This is a genomic window from Corallococcus praedator, from assembly GCF_003612125.1.
GTDB lineage: Bacteria > Myxococcota > Myxococcia > Myxococcales > Myxococcaceae > Corallococcus > Corallococcus praedator.
On record NZ_RAWI01000846.1, the window covers coordinates 1 to 579 of the forward strand.

Consider the following 579-nt stretch of genomic DNA (forward strand, 5'->3'; position numbering starts at 1 on the left):
GGCGCTGGACACTTAAAGCTGCCACTCTCCTCCTTGCGCTGGCGGCGCCCGCCGCTGCGGATCGTCTCGTGCTGGTCATGCGCGCCGATGGGACCCTGGTGGTGCCCGCAGACCCAGGTGTCGTGCTCTTTCGACCGAGGGCAGAGGCCGCGGCTGAGGAGGTGATCGAGGCCAGCGGCGCCATTCCGGCGTCTGCTCGAGCCCGGCCGCCCGCGCCCGAAATCATGGCCGCGATCGAGGCGACCGCGATGCGCTACGCGGGCCACGCCGCCCTGAGGCAAACGGGGCTCACCGCGTCCGAGTGGCTCCTGCTCTACCAAGCCAACATCGAGGTCGAGAGTGGCTACGATCCGCGCGCGGTGAGCCCCATGGGCGCGATCGGGTTGGGCCAGCTCATGCCGGGCACCGCTGCGCTCCTGCGCGTGGACCCGCAGGACTGGCAGCAGAACCTCGACGGCTCAGCTCGTTACCTGCTGACCCAGCTGTCCCGCTTCGGCTCACCGGCCTTGGCCTTGGCCGCCTACAACGCCGGGCCCGAGGCTGTCGCCGAGCATGGCGGCGTGCCGCCCTACGCAGAGA

Annotated in this window: 1 protein-coding gene; it reads left to right on the forward strand. The window is 70.8% G+C overall.

What is annotated here, in order from left to right:
* Positions 1 to 77: 77 nt before the first annotated feature.
* Positions 78 to 579, forward strand: a 502-nt coding sequence (locus tag D7Y13_RS42090) for a lytic transglycosylase domain-containing protein (protein ID WP_147452674.1), incomplete at its 3' end; no start/stop codon positions are given.